The sequence below is a fragment of the Nocardia sp. N2S4-5 genome (genome assembly GCF_044628355.1).
Lineage (GTDB): Bacteria > Actinomycetota > Actinomycetes > Mycobacteriales > Mycobacteriaceae > Nocardia > Nocardia wallacei_B.
Genome location: NZ_JBIUPM010000001.1, coordinates 6,896,703 through 6,917,922 on the forward strand (window position 1 = coordinate 6,896,703; position 21,220 = coordinate 6,917,922).

A 21,220-nucleotide genomic window follows, 5' to 3' on the forward strand; every position below is an offset into this window, starting at 1 on the left:
GACATCGGGATGTCCGCTGCCTGGGCCCCGATCGGGGCCCAGCTGTCCGGGCAAGCCATGGTGTGGAACCGGGCAGGTGCGCTCTGCGTCATATAGTTCAGAGGCGAGCTGCACGACGGAGGGAGGCGGGGTGTCCGGGGAGCTTCAGGTTGAGGTGGACCGGCTACGCGAGGCGGCACGATTTACCTCGGGCAAGGCCCAGGCGATCCGAGACGAGCTGAAGAAGCTCGACGACACGATCGGCAAGGAACTTCTCGCCGATGGATGGCAAGGCAAAGCCGCCAGCGCCTACGACGAGTCCTGGCTCGAATGGAAGCACGGTGCCGAGACGGTCATCGCCGCGCTGGAGGAATCCTCGGCAAACCTCGCTGAAGCCGCGAACCAGTACCAGACGCGTGACACGATCAACCAGGATGCGATCACCGGGCTACAGGGATTGGATCTGCCGTGACCGGTGATGATTACCGCGTCGACCTCGAACAGCTCGACGCCGCGATCGACACGATGGACAAGTTCGGGCGCACCGTTGAGGGCTGGTTGAGTGAAGTCGACCGGCATATCGCTGACCTGCACCAGACGTGGTCGAGCAAAGCAGCCCAGGCTCAGCGCGCCGCGCACGATAGTTGGATGGCGGGTGCCGCAGAGATGCGGGAAAACCTCGACGAGTTGCGTGAGGTGGCCCGTCGGGCGCACACGAGTTACGCCGCTGCAGTTCAAACGAACGTCGGGATGTGGCCGCAGTGACAACACCGACAGTGCCGCTCATCGTGCACCGAGGGGCTGAATACACCTCTGCCGGTGAGGTTTTCGGCCAGATGTCTACTGACACTGTAACCACCCACTCCGCGTTGGTCGCAGTGCTGACCACGTACGCGGGGATGGCTGGCAGCGACAGCGTCGGCGGGCAGTGGGCGTCAGGCTACGACGAAGCCGCCGAGCTTGCGATATCGACCTCATCCAAACTGGCAACCGCGTGCGGCCAGACCAGGAATCTGATCGTGGCGGGTGCGTACAACCACCAGGTCGCCGAGACAAACGCGAACCCAGCCGACCAACAACCGCCCACCACACCACAGCTCTCGACCGATCCCTGCCTCCCAGGAGACGCCCCTTCAGCAGCTGGGGATGGAATCCCTGAACCGTTCGGATGGTCCATCATCAAGGACGCCGTCGGGTTCGCCTGGCCCAACGGTCATCAAGACCAATTGAATGCCGCCAAGATTGCCTGGCACACTGCGGCGGCCGACTACCGCACCGTCGCCGGTCTAGCCCCGCAGGCGGTCGAGCTCCTCAACAATCAACAGTCACCCGAGATCGAGATCGCCGCCAGCACCTGCCAGACCCGGCAAACGGATTTCACCGCGTTGGCCGATGCATGCCAGACACTCGGCGATGCCTGCGGTGAGTACGCCCACCACCTCGACGAGGCGCACCACAAGGTCCTGGAGCAACTACGCGGAATCGCCATCGAAACCGCTGCCGGCGAGGTCGCTTTCGCAGCGCTGGCGCCGTTCACGGCAACCCTGTCCGAATGGGTTGGCAACGCGGCCTTGGCCGGACGTATCGCGATCCGCGCCCGCCGGATCACGACATTCATCGGCGAACTCGCGACGAAGCTGACAAAGCTCATCACCGACGTCGTGAAACCACTTGCCGAACGACTCAAGCCGCTGTTCGAGCGAGTCCGCAACTGGGTCAGCGCCGCCAAGATAAAAATGACTCCGTTCGCACGACGCGACGCCGTCTTAACCGATGGGCAACTGTTCTCCCGGATGGGACCCCGCACGAACCAGGAGGTTCTCGAAAGCGGAAACCATCTGCCGATGACCCAAGAAACCATCGAGGAATACGCCCGCCGAGCCGGTGTCGACCTCACGGGCATCCGCGTAGACGTAGCAAGCTCCGCCGATGATGTGCGCTACTTCGACTACATGGAAGCCAGCGCCAGCACCGCCCCGGGACATATCGCGTTGGCCCCCAGCGCATTCGCCGATGAACAAACACTGCTCCGCAACTTGGTGCACGAGCGTGTCCACATCGACCAGTAACGCGCGGGACTGTCGGTTTAACGGCGGATCCGACCTCGGTGTGGGTTAGTTCCCGGTCGGGTGGATCCGGCCTTCGAAGGTGATGGCGAAGGCGTTCAATGCTGGTTTCCACCGCATCGCCCATCGTGCCCGACCCTTCCCGGTCGGGTCCAGGGAACGGGTCACCAGATACAGGCATTTCAACGCGGCCTGCTCGCTGGGGAAGTGGCCACGGGCGCGGATCGCGCGCCGGTAGCGAGCGTTCAGGGACTCGATCGCGTTGGTGGAGCAGATGATTCGCCGGATCTCGACGTCGTAGTCGAGGAACGGCACGAACTCGGGCCAGGCGTTGTCCCAGAGTTTGACGATCGCGGGGTAACGCTCGCCCCATTTCGCCGCGAACTCGCCGAACCGTTCGCGAGCCGCAGCCTCGGTCGCAGCGGTGTAGACCGGGTTGAGATCGCGGCTCATCTCGGCCCAATGCTGACGGCCCGCATAACGGAAACTGTTGCGCAGCAGATGGATAACGCAGGTCTGCACGATCGTCTGCGCCCAGACGGTGTTGATCGCCTCGGGCAGTCCTTTGAGTCCGTCGCAGACCGCGATGCAGACATCGGCCACGCCACGATTCTTCAGCTCGGTCAACACCTGCAGCCAGAACTTGGCTCCCTCACCGCCATCGCCGGCCCACAACCCCAGAATGTCACGTTCCCCGGCGGTGGTGACACCGATGACCACATAGACCGGTCGATTGGCCACCTGACCATCGCGGATCTTCACGTGGATGGCATCGATGAACAAGACCGGATAGACGGCGTCGAGGGGCCGGTTGCACCAATCGGTCATCTCCGCGACCACCTTCTCGGTGATCGTCGAGATCGTGTCCTTCGACACCGAAGCCCCATAGATCTCGGCGAGATGCGCCGAAACCTCGCCCGTGGTCAGGCCTTTCGCGGTCAGCGACAACACGATCTCGTCGACCCCAGACAGGCGCCGCTGCCGCTTTTTGACGATCTTGGGTTCGAACGAGGAATTGGTGTCGCGCGGCACGTCGATGCCGACCGGGCCGATCTCGGTGATCACGGTTTTCGTTCGGGTTCCGTTGCGGGAGTTGCCCGTTCCACGGCCGGACGGGTCGTGTTTCTCATAGCCGACATGCTCGGTCATCTCTGCCTCCAACGCGGTTTCGAGCACGGTCTTGGTCAGCTGGTTGAGCAGCCCGCCCGGCCCGACCAGGTCGATACCCTGTTCCTTGGCCTGCGCGAGCAGCTGCTCGGCCAGCTTCTTGGTGTCCACCGCGTCTTTCGCCACGGCAGCCAGTGTCTCCGACATCAGTCGGTCCTTCCTGCCGAACCATCAGGTCCGGCCGATCGGACCGAGATCAAGATCCGCCGTTGTTCCGACAGTCCCGTACGCGCAGGGCCGGGTGGGAACAGGGGTTACCAGGGAACTGGAGGACGAGGCGTACGCCGCCGATGAAGCCTTCTGGCAACGATATCTCGCGGGGAAAGGGAAATGAGCAATGAGTGAGTTCTACGTCGAAGACATCTTCCCGGTGAGTTTCAGACCGACTCCGTTCGTGGTCGGCCGGGCAGTCGGGGACTTCACGGTCGGCGAACAGGTCGAGTTGCACAAGAAAGACGGAAGAACCTACCGGGGAGTTCTGGAAGCGCTCGACTTCCACCAGCCCAAGCCGGGCAAGTTCTCGCTCGTCTTCTCCACCGAGGTCTCGTCTCGAATCGAACCCGGCGACGTGGTCTACTCGGTCCCCGCCGAGAAAGGTCTCCGCTCACAGTGACTACCGACATCCAGGAATGGGAGCGGCAACTTCAACGAGAACTCACCGAGATCCGCAGCAACAGCCAGCAACTCGCCGCAGCGATCGCTGTGGTACGCGGCCACGGCGAAGTGCGAGGAGTACTCGTCGAGGTCAACGCCGACGGCGAGATCACTGATCTGCAGATCGCGCCAGGCGCTATGCGCTCACCCGGCAGCCAACTCGCGGCAGTGCTGCGAGACTGTCACCGCAAGGCGCGAGCTGATGCTAGAGCCAAGGTCAAGCACCTGGTCAACAAAGCCGACCCACGGATCCGCGACCAACTCCAACGTCTGGGCAGTGAACAGAAAACCCCCGACGAACGGCGTGAGCCGAAATCAGAAGCTGAGATACAAGACGCCGACGACGCCTACTTCGAACGCATGAACCAACAAGGCTGGCGGACCTAACCTACTCACCGAACTGCCAAGGGGAATGGCGGATCTCGTGGTGCAGACACGTTCGGCTACCTCAAGTCAGCAGGTCCGGGAACGCCATCACATGTCGACCACGGCCTCGCTTACCGGCCCTCTTCGCCTCTTGCCTCGATTTGTCGGTGCCCGTTCTTATTATCGTCATTTCAGACCAGCGCGTTTTCCGAGGTGAGGTCGATGAGTCGTCGCGGGCCGAAGAAGATCACCGACAGCCAGCACAAGGGTGATGGCGGCATCGGCCTGATTCACATGCTCATCTACGAAATGGGTCACGTGTGGCACGACCGGGTAGTTGATGCCGGCATCGACGGGAGCATCGAACTGCGGGACCCGAGCACAGGTGAGATGTCAAACCGTCACATCATGGTCCAGTCAAAAGCTTCCGACATACCGTTCAGCGGGGAGAGCGACGACGGGTTCTGGTACCTGTGCGACGACGAGGACATCGAGTACTGGATGAAGGCCGATCAACCGGTCATCCTCATCTGCTCTCATCCGAAGGAACGCAAGGCATGGTGGGTCCATGCCCAGCCGTGGTTCGAGGTGCCGGTGAATCGGGCTTCGCGGCGTATCGATTTCAACAAGGCGACTCAGGAATTCGTGGGCGACTTCACTGGAAGACTGTTCGCGATTGTGGATCCGCATGGTGTGGCGCACACGCCAGCCGCGGAGCGGAAGACCGAGCGGCTGCTGTCGAACCTGCTACCGGTCGATGTGCCCGATCTTCTTTATGTCGCGAAGACAAAACACACGAGGCCGGGTGCGGTGTATGCCGTGCAGAAGGAGTCTGGGCTGCGTTTTCGTTCCGATTTCGTTCTCAAGGGCGGCCGCATCTACATGTGGGCGCCTCCCGAAGGGACCGCGTTGGAGACTGTGCCGTCAGGTGAAGTGAAGCAGATGCCGTTTGGTGAACTTGCAGATGGTGACGCGGACGCGCATCGGTTGGCGGTTTGGCTGCTGAAGGCGGCACTGAGGCAGGACTTGCGGGACGACTGCCGATGGAACAACTTGCGGAAGTTCTTGCATTTCCGGGCGACGATTGACTTGTCGGAGCGACGCATCGTCTCGATGTCGGGTCGTGAGAGATTGGTGTTCAAGGGCTACTACCAGCACCGGGACGACCCGTCGCGGCCCGCGTTCTACCGGCATGCGGCGCTGCGCACGCACTTCTCATTCACTGATGGCCAGTGGTATTGCGAGGTGCTTCCGGACTACTACTTCAGCGACGACGGGTATCAGGAGTTCAAGTTCGCGGACAAGAGTCTGGCGAAGATGAAGCGCATCGAGAAGAACCAAGCCCGGTTGAGCGAGACGCTGATGTGGGTGAGCTTCTTGATGGGCGAGGCCGCACCGGACCTGTTTTACGAGCCGCCGGAACGCATCTTGGACTTCGGTGAGCCCATCACGTTCGAACTGGATCGCGGTATCACGGACAAGCACTGGACCACGCCCTCAGACAAATCGGATACCAACGACGATGCGGACCTTGTCGACTCCGGTTCTGCGGACGACCAAATGCTGTTCGCAGCAGATGACTTCGATGAGGAGGATTCTCAATGAAGTTGTCAAGTGACTCGAAGTGGTGTGGGGACCGCTGATGTGGTCAGGCGGTGGCTGTCGCCGGTGCGGGGGCTTGGTAGAGGGTTCCGGTTCGCAGCATTGCCCACAGCACGTTGAGGCGTCGGCGGGCCAGTGCGAGCACGGCTTGGACGTGGCGTTTGCCTTCGGTCTTCTTCCGGTTGTAGTAGGCGCGCGAGGCTGGGTCGTGCCGGGTGGCGACCATGGCGGCCAGGAAGCATGCGCGCAGCAGGCGGCGGTCGTAGCGGCGGGGGCGTTTGAGGTTGCCGCTGACCTGCCCGGAATCGCGGGGCACTGGTGCCAGGCCGGCGACGCCGGCGAGCCGGTCGGCGCTGGCGAACACGGCCATGTCGCCGCCGGTGGCGGCGAGGAACTCCGCGCCGAGCAGGATCCCGAAGCCGGGCATGCTCAGGATGATCCGGGCGTGGCGGTGGCGGCGAAATCGCTGCTCGATCACGGTTTCGGTGTCACCGATCTCGTCATCGAGCCGCATCACCTCCTTCGCCAGCCGCGCCACCATGGCCGCGGCGACCTGCTGTCCGGGCACTCGCGTGTGCTGGGCATCGGCAGCGGCGACAGCGGTGGCCGCGACCGTGGCTGCGTTGCGGGCCTTGTGGTCTCGCAGCCACTGCGTCAGTGCGTCACGGCCGAGCCCACGCAGTCCGTCGGGGGTGTTGTAGCCGGTGAGCAGGATGAGCGCGGCGCGGGACTTGCTGTAGTCGAAAGCGCGTTCCAGCGCGGGGAAATACTCGCCCAGAGCAGCGCGCAGCCGGTTGATCGCCCGGGTTCGGTCGCACGACAGGTCGGTGCGGTGCGCGGTGAGGATGCGCAGCTCGACCGCGATCTCGTCACCGGCACGCAACGGTTGCAGGTCACGGCGCATGCGGGCTTGGTCGGCGATGATCGCGGCGTCCTTGGCGTCGGTCTTGCCGTTGCCCCGGTAGCTGCCGGCGGCGTGGTGCACGACCCGGCCGGGGATGTAGAGCAGCCGCTGGTCCCGAGTCAGCAGCAACGTGATCAACAGGGCCGCGCCGCCGTGGTTGAGGTCGATCGCCCACGTCGGGTCCGCGCCGTCGGCCAGTGTCGTGACCTGGTCGATCAACCCGGTCAGCTCGGTCTCGTCGTTGCCGACCCGCCGCGAGAACCGTCGTGTGCCGTCGGTGTCGATCACCACGCAGTGATGCGCCGTCTTTCCCGCGTCGATTCCCACCCACAGTTGTTGCGGCACAACCACCTCCATCAGGTTCGCACTGGTTGTTCGGATGGCCGACGACCACGCTGTCGTGTCCTTACACAGCGATCGGTTCGCGTTTCTCAATCAGCAGTCGGGTCGTCGTGGAGCGGCGGGCGGCCAATCCTCCTCGGCCATGAACCTCAGCAAAAACATGAAAGCCATACCCGCCACTCCCAGGTGATTCGACACCCACTGGATGCGGGCTCGGCCACCTACGAAGAAAGGTAAGGAAGACTTGTGAAGGTGTCGTTCATCGAGGAGCCGTTGTTGGAGTTCGCGGGCGGGGGCCGACATATCGACCCCAAACACGGCGTGTGGCATTTTGGACCAGCAGACGTCTCCCATCCAAGTCCGCGTGTGGTGAAGGCCGCAATCGTCGGCACACAGGCATCGATCGATGGGTTTCGAGCGTGGTTGGACAAGTGCAGCCTCGGCATCGGGGCCATGCCCAACACTCACCTGACGCATCTGTATATCCCGTTCCCGGGATTCGACACCACGCTCGGATTCCGCTCGACCGTCAACTTCACGCCACGCCTGACCCGTGTCATCCCCAAACGCCGACTCGACGGACTCGAAGGGCTGCATCCGAAACGGGCCGTGGCGAACGCGGTCGAGATCTACGACGCCGAACTACAGTCCCTACACGACGAGCCTTCGTGCGACGTGGTGATCGTGTGCCGACCCGACAACCTGAACGATGCGGCATTGTCGAAGGCTCCGAAGAACGCTGATGACGTTGAGATCGACGGCTCGCGCGCGGATGGGCGGAATTCGGGGTTTGTCGCTGACTTTCACGCACTGTTGAAGGCTCGGTCCCTTCGCTACAAACAACCCATCCAAATTGTGCGCCGCAACACTTGGGATCCCACCTTCAAGGATCCGCACACCGGCAGGATTGGTGCGAACCAAGACGAGGCAACACGTGCGTGGAACCTGCACACGGCGCTGTACTACAAGAACGGCGGAGTGCCGTGGCGGCTGTCTCGAGACCCGTCGGACCTCTCCTCGTGCTACATCGGCATCGCGTTCTACAAATCGGCAGCTTCGACCCTGCACACCAGTGTCGCCCAGATCTACAACCAGCGCGGAGACGGCATCATCGTCCGCGGTGGCCCAGCCACCATCTCCAAAGAGGACCGTCAGCCACACCTGGCCGAAGAGGACGCCCTAGAACTCCTCGAGACCGCGCTCCAGCGGTACCGCGCTGAGCACCTCCACGCTCCTGCCCGCATCGTCTTGCACAAGGCAAGCAACTACACTCCCGAAGAGCGTGCCGGGTTCAACCAGGCGGCGAACAACGAACGCCTCGCACTGCTCGAGATGCTGTGGCTTACCAATTCAGAAACCATCCGGCTGTACCGCAAGGGGCAGCAGCCACCGTTGCGCGGCACGTTCCTGACCGTCGATGAGGACCGGCACCTGCTGTACACGACCGGGGCTATTCCCTTCTACAAGACCTACCCGGGCCACTACGTGCCCCAACCGCTCGGCATCCGAGTCATCTCCGCTGACTCCAGCCCCGATGCTCTCGCAGCCGAGATTCTCGCTCTGACCAAGATGAACTGGAACAACACCCGCCTCGATGGCAGCATCCCCGTCACCCTGCGCACCGCCCGGACCGTAGGGAACATCCTGCGCCACCATGACACCGACGCCCCGGCATCCGGCCGATACGCGCACTACATGTAGGACTGGCGTCACCCGAACAACCCCGGTTCGTGAGATTCGCATGCGAGGGCAGTTCCCGGCGCAGCCACGGCTCATTTTAGCGGCCGTTGTAGGGCACACAAATAGTCCGGACATCGGCTTGGCTCTCAGCGTAGACGGCGCCAGCCGCTCCACCCATGGTCTGGTCGCCACACGCCCTCCCGATGCCGTGCGCTACCGAAAACCCAGTGTGACATAGGATTCCGACAGAATCGGAGCGCTCAGAAGGCGGCCTGGCCCCGTAGCCTGCCGGTCACCGATCGCTCATGTTGCGACTCCAGCTATAGATGGCGGCGGCGAGAGGACTGAGGTGTCTGTTTCCGCCCGTTCCCAGTTGTAGTTGGAGTGTGGCGCCAGGCTTTCTTGGCGGCTTCCTACGCCAGTCGTCGATGTGCCCAAGCGCGCGATATGCGGCAGCAGCGGATGTGCGACCAGAAGGTCTGTAGATGGGCTACACGGCAGCTCCGCCGTGCGACGGAGCTTCGTACGTTACGGGCTCAGCGTGAGGAGAAACGCCGACAGTTTGTCATCTATTACTTGGTAGGGATCACGACCGTCATCTTTGCGCTGAGCCATCTGTATCAAGTCCTCGTCGCTCAGAAAGACAATCATCTTTCCGTGCCCAAAGTCCGGATCCATCCAAGCTCGTCGACGCGCAGCTACTGCCGAATTGCCCGGATCACTTCGAGATACGAGTAGGCCGAACATTCGAAATGCTTTGGGTAGCATGTATTGGCATATCGACTCCACTTCGCGTTGGCCAATCGGGTCCGCGTGGTTCTTGAATTCAGCCACCACGAACCTTGTCTTGAACTCTGAGCGCAGTGCCGACCATAAGGAATGTGCGTACGGAATGGGGTAGTGGCATCCATGATGTCAAGCCCGTCGTCGGTCCTGACCTGCGTATCGGGCGGATCGAGATCCGGGAGGAAGATTTCAGTCAGGATCCGGGCCGCCTCCTTTTCGAATAATTTCCATCCCTGGTAACCCGGCGGAATCGTAGCAAGATCGGCAGCGACACGATCCGCAAAAGTCGGAACCGACGTACGACGAGCTTCCTCGAATAGGCCGGTCAGATCCCTGGCCTCCGTAGCATCCTCAATGCGCTGTGCCACATCAGGATTGCTCTCGAGTAGTCGGTCAAGGTACATACGATCCCAAACTGTCACTCCTGCCTGTGCAAGCCCGTCTCGGTCTTGCGGACGCAGATCGCTCGATGACACGAGAAAGAATTCGGCATCTGGTAGTTGAGCCCTCAAGCGCCGTGAAGTTTCAGCAACTTGACGAATCTGTGAAGACGTCGGCGGTCGGCGAGAGTGCTTAGCCTGCACATAAATATCTTGTTCGTTAGCGTTGCGAACAACGAAATCAACGCCTGTATCGGGACCTCGTGATTGATCTGGGGGCGAGGTGATCACAAACCCCACGCGTTGCATCAGTAGAGCAACAAGGGCCTCGAATACTTCCCAGTCAAGCTTCTCCCAGTCCAATCGACTACCTCTGAGGTCGTGGGGTCTCGTAGCGAGGCTTCAGCCCCCGCCAGAGGGAGCCTAGCGGGATCCGGTGCTAGACCTCTATTGAGTAGCCCGTCCATAACGAGCCTGTCGATGCCTGGCGCACATGTGGGCCCCTGAGATGCCGCCACGGAAACTGCAGGCCCGCAAATCTTTAATCGCAGACCGTTGCTAGTCCAGTGGCGGCGAAGGTGCCGCAGCGCCTGCCGCACGGCCTGGTCGGGATCGAGCACCACTCGGCCGACTCCATGCCAACGTCCACGCGTTCGGCGGGGTTCGATTCGGCTTGAGCGGTGCAGCGGTCTCGGGGTGGTCACCAGGGGTTGCAGGTTCGGTTGTCCGACCGCAGTGCGCCCGAACTGGATCAGAACCGATTGTGACGGTATGACTCTCGACATTCTCGCCGGGATCGGCGCACTCGTCCTCGTCCTCCAGGCTGCTGCCCAGGTTCCCGCTGCCGTCGCCACGCTGCTGCGCACCTGCCAACTGGTGATCGATGCAGCGCGTGACCTTCGCAACGCCATCACTCAGTCCACCGATCGTCTCCGGGACGACGACACCGACGGCCTGTGACTGCCCGCCCGCGGCGTGGTTAGCGGCTGCGATGCGAGAGCCGAGTGCGGACGTCGAACTGGGTTCCGCGCAGTTTCGTCCCGGCATTGTGCGGGTGCACGGTGACGGACTTCGATGAACGGACCGTCTGCTCGGGCTCATTGAGTATGGACAAACGCTGACGGTGGGAGGTCATAGTGTTGCAACAGCATTCGGCTTCGCGACTGCGTTCGAGCCGAACCGGACGAGGGGGTGAATTGATGGTCGACGTCGATGTGGTCCAGACACCCGCACAGTGGCGTGCTGCGTTGGCAGCGCTGATCCAGCGCAAGCATCTGACTCACGACGCTATCGAAAACAGGGGTGTTGCACGGGCGACGCTCAGCAATGTCCTCACCGGCAAGAGTGAATGCCCCCGGTGGCGCACACTTGGGAAAATCCTTGGCGCTTGTGCGGTTACCGGAGAGGAGCTCGCAGCTTGGGAGCGCGCGTATCAGCGGGCTTACGGCCAAGGCGTAGGTGTCTTGTTGACTGCGGAGCTGGATCCGTTCGAGTTGGGTGTGCACAAGGCCATCACTGCCGATCACTCCGGCGTGGCGGAGGGCCTGACGGTGTATGTGCCGCGCCCCCACGATGCCCGCCTGACCGAGATCGTCGACACGGCCGCGGGCGGGCGCAGCGCGATGGTGGTGCTGCTCGGCGACTCCTCTACCGGTAAGACCCGCGCCCTGTGGGAAGCGGTGGCGCGACTACAAGACCTGGGAGGGTGGCGGTTGTGGCACCCGACCAGCCCGAACCGCCGCACAGCGCTCAATGAGCTCGGTTGGGTGCGACCCCGGACTGTGGTATGGCTGAACGAAACCCAGGAATACCTCGGCGGCGACAACCGGGCCGGTGACGAAGACGCCGCCGTCGCGCTGCGCGACCTCGTCCGGGATCCAGCCCGGGCACCTGTACTGGTCGTGGGCACCTTGTGGCGCTCCTATTACGGCGAGTTGTGCCGCTCGCATGCCTCCCAGGCCCGAAACCTGCTCGAAACCACTGCCACAGTGATCGAGGTACCGTCAACCTTCGCCGACGCCGACCCGACCGCCCTGACGGCGGCCGCAGCGACCGATCCCCGAATGGAGATGGCACGCGGGCGATCCGAGGACGGCCGGATCTCCCAGTACCTCGCAGGGGGCCCGGAATTGGTGCGCCGCTACGAATTCGAACTCTCGCCGGCGGCGCAGGCTATTGTCGAGATCGCCATGGACGCCCGCCGTATGGGTCACCGCAACGCGATACCTCTCGGCCTGTTTGCCGACGCAACCCATGCCTACATGACCTCCAGTGACTGGAACCGCGTGGCCGCGGCTTCGGATTGGCTCGAACAGGCGCTCGCCGACACCGCACGCCCGTGCAAAGGCGCCGAGGGACCGCTGACCCGGATCGTCCCCGCTCCGCTGCGCTCCCGCACCGGCCGAGACCCGGCCGGGCATGGAGGGCCAGCGTATAAGCTTGCCGACTACCTCGACCAGTACGGCCGTCCACGCCGCCGAGACGGCATCCCGCCGATCCCGTTCTGGGAGACCGCCGCAGCCCACGCCGGGCCCCAGGACCTGCGCGACCTCGGCGCAGCCGCGTGGGATCGAGGCCTGTATCGAGAAGCGGCCCAGCTGTGGAAGAACGCTGCCCGGCACGGCGACGGATTCTCCGCAGAACGTCTGCTGACCCGGCTACCGATGGTGTTCCCCGACGACGAGCAACCGTCGGCGTGGGCGATCGACCACCTCTCGGTCGATGAGGCGGATAGTGTCGGATGGCTGCTCGAAGAGCTACAGGAGCTCGGTTTGGTCGAACAGGCGACCATGATCGCGAACCGCGCCACCACGGAAACCCACCTCGACAGAACTCTGTATGTCGCGGGGCTGCTCGAGTTGCTAAAGGGGCTTGGTCTGATCGAGCAGGCCACCGCGATCGCGAACCGCGCCATCACAGAAACCGCTCTCGATGACGTATATGCCGGATACCTACTGTCAATGCTCCGGCAGCTCGGTTTGATCGAGCAGGCCACCACAATCGCGAACCGCGCCACCACCGAAACCCACCTCGACAACGACGCAGAACAAGTCGGAACTCTGGTGGAAGAACTGCTCGATCTCGGGTTGATCGCACAGGCCACCACAATCGCGAATCGAGCCACCACCGAAACCCGCCTCAAGAACTGGTTCGATGTCCGAGTGCTGCTGGAGCCGCTGAAAAAGGCTGGGCTGACCGAACAGGCCACCACAATCGTCGACCGAGCCACCACCGAAACCAGCCTGGACCAAGCAAGCCAGGTCGCAGCGTTCCTGGACTCGCTACGCAATCTCGGGCTGACCGAACAGGCCACCACGATCGCCGACCGAGCCACCACCGAAACCAGCCTGGACCAAGCAAGCGAAGTCGCAGCGTTCCTGGACTCGCTACGCAATCTCGGGCTGACCGAACAGGCCACCACGATCGCCGACCGAGCCACCACCGAAACCAGCCTGGACAGCTTGCGCGGTGTCTGGTCGCTAATGGAAGCGTTGGTGAAACTGGGACTGACCGAACAGGCCGCCACGATTTCCAAGCGCATCACCTTGGAGACCATCTTCGGCAACGCGGCTGATCTGAAAGCGGTCCTGACTGCGTGCAGACATTACGGGCACTTCGAAGCGGCCATCAAATTCGCGGACCTAGCCGCAACCATGACCAGTCTCGACGAGCCGTTTCGTGCCGCCGCGCTGCTGGACTTGCTGCGGAATCTCGGGCTGACCGAGCAGGCCACACTGATCGCCGAGCGAGCCACCACCCAAACCGCCCTCAACAACCTGCACGGTGCCGCAACGCTACTGGACTCGTTACGGAAACTGAACCTGACCGAACAGGCCACCACGATCGCCGAACGAGCAATCACCAAAGCCGCCAACGCATACGCCGGTGCCAGTGAGCTAGTGGACTCGCTGCGCATTCTGGGTCTGACCGAACAGGCCGCTGCGTTCATCCAGCGGCTGCCAGCTGCCGCGATGTTCACTCAGTTCAGAGAATGTAGTGAGAATCCGGGCGCCTTCCGATTCGGACGCGAACCCGACGGCAGCCCGGCTGGTGCATGGAGCTGGAGCGACCTGGACTGAGACACGGCGGTCGTCGACTACAGCTGGTGCCGCTTCGATAACCAGCCGCCCACCCGAAACCCGCAGGTCGTCCCCGTTCTCATGTTCGACATACCCCGCCCCGAGCGCCATAAAGTTGGGGCCGATTGACCAACGCCCGCAGGGCATCGCAATCCCTCAGACGGGATATATTGACACGGCTATCGAGACTCTCTATAAAAGTCTCTGTTCGATGCCTTACTCACAAGGTGTCCGGGGGTTCGACAACTAGCCGCAGCGAGTCGATCCGGCTACTTCTGGCCCGATTCCTCGCTTCCAGCCAACAATCACTACTTCCTGATAGTAGGAGTTTTTGACATCCGTCCAGAGCGAGCCGCGCCGGCCAGGCACTGTGCTGAACACGCAGCCATCGTCCGAATCTGCTTTCGGTGGCGTAGATCTGGGATTTGGGGTTTCATGGAGGTTGGGGATGAATCGCGGATTGGGTCAGAATTGAGCTACCCATGTATTCGTTCCGCAACGGTCTGTCCACCGCACCTCGGCCGTCATTCATCGCAGACCCACGCACACAGCTAGGTACCGGCGCGTATCGAAGGCTCGACTCCCCTGTGCGCTCGCGAGAACAGCCCAGTCCGAGGTGCTCTCACGTTCATCCCGCCACTGCCTTGGCGACGAGCATGTCGGGGGCCAACTGGGACACGGTGTTTCGTTCTCAAGCGACGGTGAACGGTGACCAGGTCTGGCTCGCTGCCGACGATGTTGGCGAACGTCCGAGGGTTCCTGCGATTGTCCGATCTTGCTGGACCCGAGCGACCGTGGTACCAAGGAAATTAGCTTCTCAGGGCGTCTTTCAGCACACGCTGCCGCAGGCACGCGCGCGGCAGACACCCGAGAAGGAGGGAACTCCGTTGAGGCGGACTCCCAATAATCATCGCCGCAGCCTCGGGCGCACGTTTCCCGCCCCGATGCCTGCCATCACTCCTCTTCCGAGACAAGCTGACTCGCGACTAGTGCACGCCGCTGTCTCTGCGCCGACTGCAGTCGGTCTGCCCTGCACGAGACAGGGATTCAGCTTCCTCGAGGAGCTCCGTTGAACTCCGATGACGTGTGGCTCAGCACGGACGAACTAGCCGCACGGCTCAAGATTCCGGCGAAGACGCTCGCAGTCTGGGCTTCTGCTGGGCGGGGTCCCAGATATGCGCGGATAGGGCGATACCGACGGTATTGGTTAAGCGATCTGCTCGCGTGGGAGCAGGAACAACTCGACAAGGGTGGACGGCCCGATCCCGATGCGTCGACCGGTCGCGCACAGGACTCTCGACGTCGGCCACCAACGAAGGAAGACCGTAGCCACCACCGAGACCAGTAAGCACACGCAAATACTTCAGCTATCTTGCAGCAATCGCTTGGCTCTTGTCTGCACTGCTGAGATCTAGCAGTTTGTTCGGTGGCTCAACGATCGAAACCGGGCAGCCTCGATCACGCACTCGCGCGCTTCGCAAACTCCTCGCGTACGCACCGAAACCAGTCGTCCCAATCGAGGCCACCGCCCGCCTCACCACCACTCCCCAGCAGGAAGGACAAACCTTGCCCAGGCAATCGCTTCCGATTGGCACCTACGGCCGGATCACCTCCAAGCGGCAGCCGAACGGAAGCTGGCGTGCAACCACGCGCTACCGAGACGACGACGGCATCACCCGCACCGCACACAAATTCGGCCCCACCAAGGGCCGAGCCGAAGACACCCTCCGCCAAGCGCTCACCGAGCGCACCGGGGCCCGCGGACGACTGATCACGCGGGACACGAAACTCACCGATCTGGCCGACCTGTGGCTAGCGGAAAAGGTTCTGCAAGAAGGCATTACCGAGCAGACACTGGATCTGTACCGGCGGGAGATCGAAGTGTCCACCGACCACCGGGCGAGCGAGGGAACCGTCAAGATCAAATCAGCGCTCGGCGGCCTGCGCCTGTGGGAGGCCACCACATCCCGCATCGACGCGCATCTGAAAAGGATCGTGCTCGACGGTCACCGGGAGAAAGCGCGGCGGCAGCGGGTCATTCTCTCCGAGATGATGAGCATGGCCGTCCGACATGACGCCATCGACCGCAACCCGGTCCGCGAGGTCGCAGACCTTCCCCGTAAGCGCCAGAAACCGCGTGCAGCCGACATGGAGACCCTCACAGAGCTTCGCGCGCAGCTGGAGGCTTGGGTGGCCGGAAAGCCATTCGATGGCGCGCCCGCCTACACGCACGGCCCTAGACGCAACCCACGGGTCCTCGACGTCGCCGACATCGAACTCGGAACCGGGCCACGCCCCGGCGAAGCACTCGCCTTGCGCTGGGCCGATGTCGACCTCGACAACAAACCGGCGCGAATCACCTTCTCCGGCACAATCATCAGAATCAAAGGCAAAGGACTCATCCGCCAGGAATGGACCAAGACGGACTCGGGCTATCGGACAGTGGTCCTGCCGCAGTTCGTCGTGGACACCCTACGAAGAGTCAAAGCCGAAGCAGTCGACAACGACCTGGACCTGGTCTTTCCCAACCGCGACGGCGGTATCTGGGATCCACACAACTTCAACCGCCTGTGGCGCCAAGCCCGCGGAGAGAAGTTCGCCTGGGTCACGCCCAAGACCTTCCGCAAGACCGTCGCATCCCTCATCGCCGACGAATACGGCCCCCAGGCCGCAGCACAACAACTCGGCCACGCCAACGACTCGGTCACCAAACGTCACTACATCGACCAGCCGACCGAAGCACCCGACTTCACGGCGGCCTTGGGACGCCTCTCCGGCTGAAAACGTGTCGTTTCCGTGTCGTTCGACCCCCAAAAACGGACAAAACCAGGGTCGAACTGATACGTTCGCCCTGGTCAAAGCTCCCCCATCTGGACTCGAACCAGAAACCTGCCGTTAAGGGTTCGGGGTCTTCCTGCATTCACCCCTGATCACAGCCGATCCTGTGCATCCTCCTACCTGCTGTTTTGGTCAGACACGCGGCATGCTGGGTCACGCAGGATCACGCATATTCACCGCGAAAGTTTGGGGTAACTTTGGGATGGGTTGAATCTGCGCCACCGTCTACGACGCAACCCAACGGTGTTTCGTCCCGTCGGTTGCCATGCGTCGACACCGAATCATTCGTTCGTCGGCCGAGAGTGCTGCTGTTGTCAGTTCGCCAAATCTTCTTCCGGCGCATAGAACTCCCGGAAGTACGCCGCGCCAGTGAGACGTTCGACAGGGAATGTTTCGCGGGCCTCGACTGGATTTCCGAACAGGTAGCCATGCCTGGCCAGAGGATTCCCGCTCATCTGCTCAACAACTGCGTATGCTGCATCGGAAACGCGTCGGTGGTATTCGTCGAGATGTTCCCGCCGGAGCCGATGCCGTCTTGCTCGCTCGTTCTCGTCGATCCCGTTCTCGTCGGGGTCTGGGCCGGTGACGATCGAGGTGAAGCTGAAGTCGGTCTCGAACGGTACAGCTAAGAGGTGTCGCTGGTGTCCGTGCGGAGTCGGCGGGATCTCATCGAGCGCAGCCATCCGTTCACCCTATGCCGTCGTGGGAAGGAATCGGGCTGCCCAGCTCGTCGAGCGCGGCGCGATGTAGACGCCGCCACACGCCCATCGCAGCGCCAGCCAGCAGGCGGAACCGCTTCGTCCCTCGAATCCCTTGCTGTCAACGTCGGATATTCCGCCGCCGGAAGTAGCAACGACGACAGAGAACTAGCGTCAAGTCGTATCTGCCAGGCATGGGTTCAACATCACCGCCCCTCTCGCCTGCGATTACGAACGCCATCCCGCCACCTCCGAAACGATGATCTGCTGGGCCGCGATCGGCTTCCGTGGCTTGCCGTGTCTTCAGGGCCGGCTGGTCGCCACTCGCCCAGGACCACAACCTTTTGAAGAGGCGTAACAAGGTCCTTAATCACTTACTGAGTCGTTGCTGATACGTGGACGATTCAGCGCTTGAGGAAGAGGGTGAATCCGTTCCGCTTCTTGCGGGACAGCTCCAGGTAGGTCTCGGCGGCGGCCTCGAGGGTGAGGACTCCGGCGCTGATGGCGATGACGGCCGAAGCCGGGAGGCCGATGAAGATAGAGCCGACGATGGGTAGCGTGCCCGTCTGGGTGTTGCGGAGGACCTTGTTGACGAAGCCGTCACGGGAGGTGCGGATCTCGTTTTCGAGCGCGACGATGGCGGGGCGGACCTTGGTGGACACGATCCGCTCGATGTGGTCGGGGTAGGCGGGGTCGTACGGGGCGGTCTCGACCTCGGCGGTCAGTGCCGCCATGGCGTGCCGGAAGGATTCGAGTGGGCCGCGGAGTTTTTCGCGGGCCTCCAAGACATCCTCGGCGCGTTCAAAGTTGAACGAAGGTAGGTGCTCCTCAAGCACGCGCAGCGATAGTGCTGAGGCACCGATCGCGTACATCCGGCGAAAGTCGGAGAACCCGGGTTCTGCGGCGATCCGCTCCAGCTTGCGCCGCATGAGCAACGCGCACATCGGGTCGTCAGTGAAAGGAACGAACCCGTACTCCTCGGCGACAAGGAAAGCGTGGTTGAGCAGAATCGAGGCCGCAATTACCGGCTCTACCTCGCGGACTCCGTAAGTAGATCCGAAAATGTCGGGCTCGGACCACAGCGACCCATGTTCTTCCCGCATCCTCAAGGACTCAAGGAGCTTACGCCCGGCGCGAACCAGTGGCGAGCCCGCTGCAGGGCCGTGGCCTCGCCCTCTGCCGAACTCCACCTTCAACGACGCGATGAAGGCAGGCTCTCGCCAGCCGCTTTCCACTACGGCCGCGAACTCCGGGTCATCCACGTCGGCAATGAGTAGCTCGAGGAAGTCGGGGCGCTTCTGCACCTGAGGAGGGATCGCGCGCAGGACATCGGCCCGCTTGAGTTCAAGGCTCGCCCGGTCGAACTCGCGGAGCCGTTCGATGAACTCGAGAGCCCTCGAGGCCCGACTCTTGCCGAAGGTCTCACGCAGCCGCGTGTCCAGAGCTTCGGCATCGAGTTCCTCCAACCACACTTGGTCATGCAGCGGCTGGAGATTGCGCCCGTTTGCCAGCGAGGCCCCCGGATTGATCACGAACGTTTCATCGAAGTAGAGAATCGACTGCCACAGCGGGACACCTGCCGGTGTCGCCCCAGGATAATAGAGGCCTCGCAATCCAGGCGTCGGCTTCGTCTTCAGCATCGCCAATCGCTTTAGCGCCCGGTCCATGTGGATCCACGAACGCCCGACTCGACTCTCCACGTCATCCGTGCCGGACCGGAAACGCTCCGTGGGTGGCTCGTACCCGTCGACAACCACTGTAGATCGGGTTACTTGCATGACTTTTCTGAGGTGTTTCCACTCCATCTCGCTGAGATCGACACTCTCACTACGCCTGTCGCGAGGCCCCATGAGCCGATTATGACGGTCGGCGCGGGTGAGCGGGCAACTAGCGGGGTACGCCGATGTCGATGGTCACGAAATGGCTGTCGCGTTCCAAGTCTCCAACCTCCGCGCGAAGAGTGTGGGCAGAGCCCGAAGCTGCGATAGCGTGGCGCAATCCCGCATGTACGCATTCGACCGCCTGGTTGACCTCTGAGGTTCACCCCGGGGAGTGGACACCGAGTTAGCGGGATGGTTGTTCCCGCTGGTTAGGATGTCTGTGTGCCTCCTCGTAAGCGTCGGTCGTTCACGGCCGAGTACAAGGTCGAGGCTGCGCATCGTGTGATCGATTCGGGTCGCACGGTCGCTGAAGTTGCCCGGGAGCTGGGTATTCACGAGAGTCTGCTGGGGACGTGGGTCAAAGATGAGCGGCGCAGGATCGCCGCGGCCGAGATCCACGGGGAAAAGCCCTTGGATGCTGCGGAGCGGGCCGAGTTGCAGCGGCTGCGGAGGCAGGTCGCTGAACAGGACAAAGACATTGCGTTCCTGAAAAAAGCGTCGGCGTACTTTGCCGCGATGCAGACGAACCGGCCCGGTTCGATCTGATGGCCGAGTACGCCGGCCCCGACACTGCGACCGGCGTTGCTGGTGCCGATCTGGCTGCAGGGCACCGGTTTTCGGTTCGCCGCATGGCGCGACTGTTGCGGGTATCAACCTCGGGCTATTACGCGTATGTGAATCGCAGGGCGGCAACGGTTCTCACCGACCGGCAGCAGCGGCGGGCGGATCTGGAGACGAAGATCGCCGCGGTTCATCGCGAATCGCACGGCACATACGGATCACCGCGGATCACCGGTGAGTTACGCGATCGGGGCGAGCGGGTCTCCGCCAAGACCGTCGCCAAGATCATGGCGCAGGCCGGGCTCGAGGGGATCAGTCCTCGAACGTTCAAAGTGCGCACCACCGTGACCGATCCGGCGGCCGCGTTCCCTCCGGATCTGGTGGCCCGCCGCTTCGATCAGGGTCGTCCCGACGCCGTCTGGACGACCGATATCACCTACCTGACCTGTGGTCAGGGGGATCTGTTCCTCTGCGCGATCCGCGACGGCCACACCCGCAAAGTGCTCGGCTACAGTCTGGCCGATCATATCGGCGCCGGCATGGTCACCACAGCGATCGATGCCGCGGTCGAGATACGCGGAGGCCGGGTCCAGGGCACGATCCTGCATTCGGATCGCGGTGGGGAGTTCACCGCGCATTCGACCGCGCGAGCCTGCTGGCGCCACGGGTTGCTCCGGTCGATGGGAGCGACCGGAATCTGCTGGGACAACAGCCCTTCAGAATCGCTGTGGTCAAGTTTCAAACACGAGCACTACTACCGGCACACCTACGCGACGAAGGCCGAACTCGTTGTCTCGGTTGACAAGTGGATGAACTACTACAACACTATCCGGCGGCACTCCGCGATCGGGAACCAAAGCCCCGACGACTACGAGCGTTCACTTCGAACCACTGCCGCCTGAATCTGCAAGCCCCCTGTCCACCATTCGGGGTGAACCTCACGCCACACACAGGAGCAACGGGCAACATGGCCCGACAGGCCGTCGAACGCATCGCGGTACACGGAGCCGAGCAGCACCGGACGAACCCTGTCGCTGAGGCGACGCTGCGATGCGAAACGCGGGTACGGCCGCGAGCGGTGACTGCATTCTTCACTGCGCCTGGCGGCGAGCGGCGGCAGATTGCCTAAGCCGTTACTTCGTCGGCCGGTGGGCTCGCCCGGATCAGGTCAATCCTCTCGTGACCGCAGTCGATCGTGGATGTGAGTCGGGTGAGGCGTACGCGAACAGCGTTGGCAC

The 21,220-nt window shown here is 62.6% G+C and carries 18 protein-coding genes; 13 read left to right on the forward strand and 5 right to left on the reverse strand.

The genetic code is table 11. The features are described from left to right. Positions 1-130 precede the first annotated feature (130 nt). The 3 genes from ACFMRZ_RS31940 to ACFMRZ_RS31950 are packed head-to-tail and all read left to right on the forward strand — an operon-like array spanning position 131 to position 2,048. Positions 131-451 (forward strand): WXG100 family type VII secretion target, encoded by a 321-nt coding sequence (locus tag ACFMRZ_RS31940; protein WP_400181942.1) that lies wholly within the window; start codon positions 131-133, stop codon positions 449-451. Next, positions 448-744, forward strand: a complete 297-nt coding sequence (locus ACFMRZ_RS31945; RefSeq protein WP_400181943.1) for a WXG100 family type VII secretion target — start codon at positions 448-450, stop codon at positions 742-744. Before ACFMRZ_RS31940 ends, ACFMRZ_RS31945 begins: the two co-directional genes overlap by 4 nt. After that, on the forward strand, positions 741-2,048 hold the full coding sequence (locus ACFMRZ_RS31950) for a hypothetical protein (protein ID WP_400181944.1): 1,308 nt from the start codon (positions 741-743) through the stop codon (positions 2,046-2,048). The genes ACFMRZ_RS31945 and ACFMRZ_RS31950 overlap by 4 nt, the downstream gene beginning before the upstream one ends. A gap of 45 nt (positions 2,049-2,093) precedes the next feature. On the opposite strand, the gene ACFMRZ_RS31955 is transcribed toward ACFMRZ_RS31950, so the two are convergent. Further along, a complete protein-coding gene (locus tag ACFMRZ_RS31955) occupies positions 2,094-3,359 on the reverse strand; it encodes an IS256 family transposase (protein WP_400177628.1) in 1,266 nt (421 codons plus the stop codon). Between the two features lie 190 nt (positions 3,360-3,549). Between ACFMRZ_RS31955 and ACFMRZ_RS31960 the strand changes: the two genes are divergently transcribed. The 3 genes from ACFMRZ_RS31960 to ACFMRZ_RS31970 all read left to right on the forward strand — a co-directional run bounded on the left by ACFMRZ_RS31960 (position 3,550) and on the right by ACFMRZ_RS31970 (position 5,837). Beyond that, positions 3,550-3,825 (forward strand): hypothetical protein, encoded by a 276-nt coding sequence (locus tag ACFMRZ_RS31960; protein ID WP_400181946.1) that lies wholly within the window; start codon positions 3,550-3,552, stop codon positions 3,823-3,825. Beyond that, a complete protein-coding gene (locus ACFMRZ_RS31965) occupies positions 3,822-4,253 on the forward strand; it encodes a YbaB/EbfC family nucleoid-associated protein (RefSeq protein WP_400181947.1) in 432 nt (143 codons plus the stop codon). Before ACFMRZ_RS31960 ends, ACFMRZ_RS31965 begins: the two co-directional genes overlap by 4 nt. Positions 4,254-4,454: 201 nt before the next feature. Beyond that, the gene (locus ACFMRZ_RS31970) at positions 4,455-5,837 is read left to right on the forward strand and encodes a DUF4365 domain-containing protein (protein WP_400181948.1); all 1,383 of its coding nucleotides are present in this window, start codon (positions 4,455-4,457) and stop codon (positions 5,835-5,837) included. A 43-nt stretch (positions 5,838-5,880) separates the two neighbouring features. Here the strand turns inward: ACFMRZ_RS31970 and ACFMRZ_RS31975 are convergent, their stop codons facing one another. Then, entirely contained in the window at positions 5,881-7,083 is a 1,203-nt protein-coding gene (locus tag ACFMRZ_RS31975) for an IS110 family transposase (RefSeq protein ID WP_400177378.1), read from the reverse strand. A gap of 243 nt (positions 7,084-7,326) precedes the next feature. Between ACFMRZ_RS31975 and ACFMRZ_RS31980 the strand changes: the two genes are divergently transcribed. Continuing rightward, a complete protein-coding gene (locus ACFMRZ_RS31980; RefSeq protein WP_400181949.1) occupies positions 7,327-8,781 on the forward strand; it encodes a hypothetical protein in 1,455 nt (484 codons plus the stop codon). Positions 8,782-9,458: 677 nt separating this feature from the next. On the opposite strand, the gene ACFMRZ_RS31985 is transcribed toward ACFMRZ_RS31980, so the two are convergent. Beyond that, positions 9,459-10,289, reverse strand: a complete 831-nt coding sequence (locus tag ACFMRZ_RS31985) for a restriction endonuclease (RefSeq protein ID WP_400181950.1) — start codon at positions 10,287-10,289, stop codon at positions 9,459-9,461. Positions 10,290-10,697: 408 nt separating this feature from the next. On the opposite strand from ACFMRZ_RS31985, the gene ACFMRZ_RS31990 reads away from it, so the two are divergent. From ACFMRZ_RS31990 to ACFMRZ_RS32005, 4 genes are all read left to right on the forward strand, one after another. Then, positions 10,698-10,886 (forward strand): hypothetical protein, encoded by a 189-nt coding sequence (locus ACFMRZ_RS31990; RefSeq protein ID WP_400181951.1) that lies wholly within the window; start codon positions 10,698-10,700, stop codon positions 10,884-10,886. 239 nt (positions 10,887-11,125) lie between these two features. Further along, positions 11,126-14,005 carry a hypothetical protein gene (locus ACFMRZ_RS31995; protein ID WP_400181952.1) on the forward strand — a complete coding sequence of 960 codons (2,880 nt, stop codon included), beginning with the start codon at positions 11,126-11,128 and terminating at the stop codon, positions 14,003-14,005. A gap of 1,084 nt (positions 14,006-15,089) precedes the next feature. Further along, positions 15,090-15,353, forward strand: coding sequence for a helix-turn-helix domain-containing protein (locus ACFMRZ_RS32000; RefSeq protein ID WP_400183020.1), 264 nt, complete (start codon positions 15,090-15,092; stop codon positions 15,351-15,353). 218 nt (positions 15,354-15,571) lie between these two features. After that, positions 15,572-16,786, forward strand: a complete 1,215-nt coding sequence (locus tag ACFMRZ_RS32005; protein WP_400181953.1) for a tyrosine-type recombinase/integrase — start codon at positions 15,572-15,574, stop codon at positions 16,784-16,786. A gap of 371 nt (positions 16,787-17,157) precedes the next feature. Here ACFMRZ_RS32005 and ACFMRZ_RS32010 read toward each other — a convergent pair whose 3' ends face one another. Both ACFMRZ_RS32010 and ACFMRZ_RS32015 read right to left on the reverse strand, forming a co-directional pair. Continuing rightward, entirely contained in the window at positions 17,158-17,526 is a 369-nt protein-coding gene (locus tag ACFMRZ_RS32010) for a hypothetical protein (RefSeq protein WP_400181954.1), read from the reverse strand. 419 nt (positions 17,527-17,945) lie between these two features. After that, positions 17,946-19,181, reverse strand: coding sequence for a hypothetical protein (locus ACFMRZ_RS32015; RefSeq protein ID WP_400181955.1), 1,236 nt, complete (start codon positions 19,179-19,181; stop codon positions 17,946-17,948). A 462-nt stretch (positions 19,182-19,643) separates the two neighbouring features. On the opposite strand from ACFMRZ_RS32015, the gene ACFMRZ_RS32020 reads away from it, so the two are divergent. After that, entirely contained in the window at positions 19,644-19,967 is a 324-nt protein-coding gene (locus ACFMRZ_RS32020) for a transposase (protein ID WP_036509337.1), read from the forward strand. After that, the gene (locus tag ACFMRZ_RS32025) at positions 19,967-20,884 is read left to right on the forward strand and encodes an IS3 family transposase (protein WP_400181956.1); all 918 of its coding nucleotides are present in this window, start codon (positions 19,967-19,969) and stop codon (positions 20,882-20,884) included. The genes ACFMRZ_RS32020 and ACFMRZ_RS32025 overlap by 1 nt, the downstream gene beginning before the upstream one ends. The last annotated feature ends 336 nt before the right edge of the window (positions 20,885-21,220 follow it).

Coding starts and splice junctions, on each gene's coding strand:
- ACFMRZ_RS31955 (WP_400177628.1), bottom strand. CDS start 3,359: ATGTCGGAGACACTGGCTGCCGTGGCGAAAGACGCGGTGGACACCAAG.
- ACFMRZ_RS31960 (WP_400181946.1), top strand. CDS start 3,550: ATGAGTGAGTTCTACGTCGAAGACATCTTCCCGGTGAGTTTCAGACCG.
- ACFMRZ_RS31970 (WP_400181948.1), top strand. CDS start 4,455: ATGAGTCGTCGCGGGCCGAAGAAGATCACCGACAGCCAGCACAAGGGT.
- ACFMRZ_RS31990 (WP_400181951.1), top strand. CDS start 10,698: ATGACTCTCGACATTCTCGCCGGGATCGGCGCACTCGTCCTCGTCCTC.
- ACFMRZ_RS31995 (WP_400181952.1), top strand. CDS start 11,126: ATGGTCGACGTCGATGTGGTCCAGACACCCGCACAGTGGCGTGCTGCG.
- ACFMRZ_RS32010 (WP_400181954.1), bottom strand. CDS start 17,526: ATGGCTGCGCTCGATGAGATCCCGCCGACTCCGCACGGACACCAGCGA.
- ACFMRZ_RS32015 (WP_400181955.1), bottom strand. CDS start 19,181: ATGCTGAAGACGAAGCCGACGCCTGGATTGCGAGGCCTCTATTATCCT.
- ACFMRZ_RS32025 (WP_400181956.1), top strand. CDS start 19,967: ATGGCCGAGTACGCCGGCCCCGACACTGCGACCGGCGTTGCTGGTGCC.